This window comes from Methylobacterium longum, assembly GCF_022179385.1.
Taxonomy (GTDB): Bacteria; Pseudomonadota; Alphaproteobacteria; order Rhizobiales; family Beijerinckiaceae; genus Methylobacterium; species Methylobacterium longum.
The window spans coordinates 1-1,750 of record NZ_BPQS01000120.1 but is presented as its reverse complement, the minus strand read 5'-3'; the positions used below and the strand labels follow the sequence as shown (position 1 = coordinate 1,750).

The 1,750-nt window shown below is 71.2% G+C and carries 2 protein-coding genes; both read left to right on the top strand.

The genetic code is table 11. The annotated features are described in order from the left end of the window. The gene (locus MFF58_RS31575) at nucleotides 1-750 is read left to right on the top strand and encodes an electron transfer flavoprotein subunit beta/FixA family protein (protein WP_238294256.1); all 750 of its coding nucleotides are present in this window, start codon (nucleotides 1-3) and stop codon (nucleotides 748-750) included. Nucleotides 751-816: 66 nt separating this feature from the next. After that, a partial coding sequence (locus MFF58_RS31570) for an electron transfer flavoprotein subunit alpha/FixB family protein (RefSeq protein ID WP_238294254.1) occupies nucleotides 817-1,750 on the top strand: 934 nt, incomplete at its 3' end.

The following is a 1,750-nucleotide window of genomic DNA, read 5'->3' as shown; positions in this document are numbered from 1 at the left end:
ATGAAGGTTCTGGTGCCTGTGAAGCGGGTGGTGGACTACAACGTCAAGATCCGTGTGAAGGCGGACGGCTCCGGGGTCGAGCTGGCGAACGTGAAGATGTCGATGAACCCGTTCGACGAGATTGCGGTGGAGGAGGCGATCCGTCTGAAGGAGAAGGGCACGGTCAGCGAGATCGTTGCGGTGTCGATCGGTCCGCAGGCGGCGCAGGAGACGCTGCGCACGGCGCTGGCGATGGGGGCCGACCGGGCGATCCTGGTGAAGACCGAGGTGGCCTGCGAGCCGCTGGCGGTCGCCAAGCTCCTGAAGGCGGTGGTCGAGCGGGAGGGCCCGGAGCTGGTCATCCTCGGCAAGCAGGCGATCGACGACGACTCGAACCAGACCGGCCAGATGCTCGGCGCGCTGCTCGGCTGGCCGCAGGGCACCTTCGCGTACAGGATCGAGGCCGGGGCGGGCAGCCTCGACGTCACCCGCGAGGTCGACGGCGGCCTGCAGACCGTGAGCCTGACGCTGCCGGCGATCGTGACCACGGACCTGCGCCTGAACGAGCCGCGCTACGCGAGCCTGCCCAACATCATGAAGGCCAAGAAGAAGCCCCTGGAGGAGCTGGCGCCCGACGCGCTGGGCGTCGACGTGACCCCGCGGCTCACGGTGCTGAAGACCGCCGAGCCGCCGGGCCGCTCCGCCGGCGTCAAGGTCGCCTCGGCGGCCGAGCTCGTCCAGAAGCTCAAGGTCGAGGCCGGCGTCATCTGATCCGCTTCGCGCGGCTCCCGTGCCGGTCGAGCCGCGCGCCATCATCCTCAAGGACACCCGACGACCATGACGACACTCCTCTTCGTCGAGCACGGCAGCGGCCAGATCAAGGACGGCACGCTGAAGGCGCTCACCGCCGCCCGGGCGATCGGCGCGCCGGTCCACGCCCTGGTTCTGGGCGCCGGCTCCCGGCCGGTGGCGGAGGCGGCGGCCAAGCTGGACGGCGTCGAGACGGTGCTGCTCGCCGAGGACGGCGCGTACGATCACGACCTCGCCGAGCCGGTGGCGGCGCTGATCGCGTCGATCGCCGGGCCGTACGCGACGATCCTGGCGTCGGCCTCGACCACCGGCAAGAACGTGCTGCCGCGGGTGGCCGCGCTGCTGGACGTCCCGCAGGTCTCCGACATCATCAAGGTGGTCGCGCCCGACACGTTCGAGCGGCCGATCTACGCGGGCAACGCGATCCAGACCGTCCAGACCCCCGCGGGCAAGACGGTGATCACGGTGCGCACGGCGGCGTTCAAGGCGGCGGCCGAGGGCGGTGCGCCCGCCCCGATCGAGCCGGTGTCGGCGGCGGTGCCGGCGGCGGGCGGCGCGCGCTTCAAGGGCGAGGAGATCGCCCAGTCGGACCGGCCGGAACTGGCCGCGGCGCGGATCATCGTCTCGGGCGGCCGCTCGCTGGGCTCGTCGGAGAAGTTCCACGCGCTGATCGAGCCCCTGGCCGACACGCTGGGCGCCGCGGTCGGGGCGTCGCGGGCGGCGGTCGACGCCGGCTACGCGCCGAACGACTGGCAGGTCGGACAGACCGGCAAGGTGGTGGCGCCGGACCTGTACGTGGCGGTGGGCATCTCCGGGGCGATCCAGCACCTCGCCGGCATGAAGGACTCGAAGGTCATCGTCGCCATCAACAAGGACGAGGACGCACCGATCTTCCAGGTCGCCGATTACGGCCTCGTCGGCGACCTGTTCCAGGTCGTGCCAGAACTCCAGGCCGAGATCG

What these genes read in the sequence shown, in the direction of transcription:
- MFF58_RS31575 (WP_238294256.1), top strand. Translation starts at nt 1, where the DNA reads ATGAAGGTTCTGGTGCCTGTGAAGCGGGTGGTGGACTACAACGTCAAG.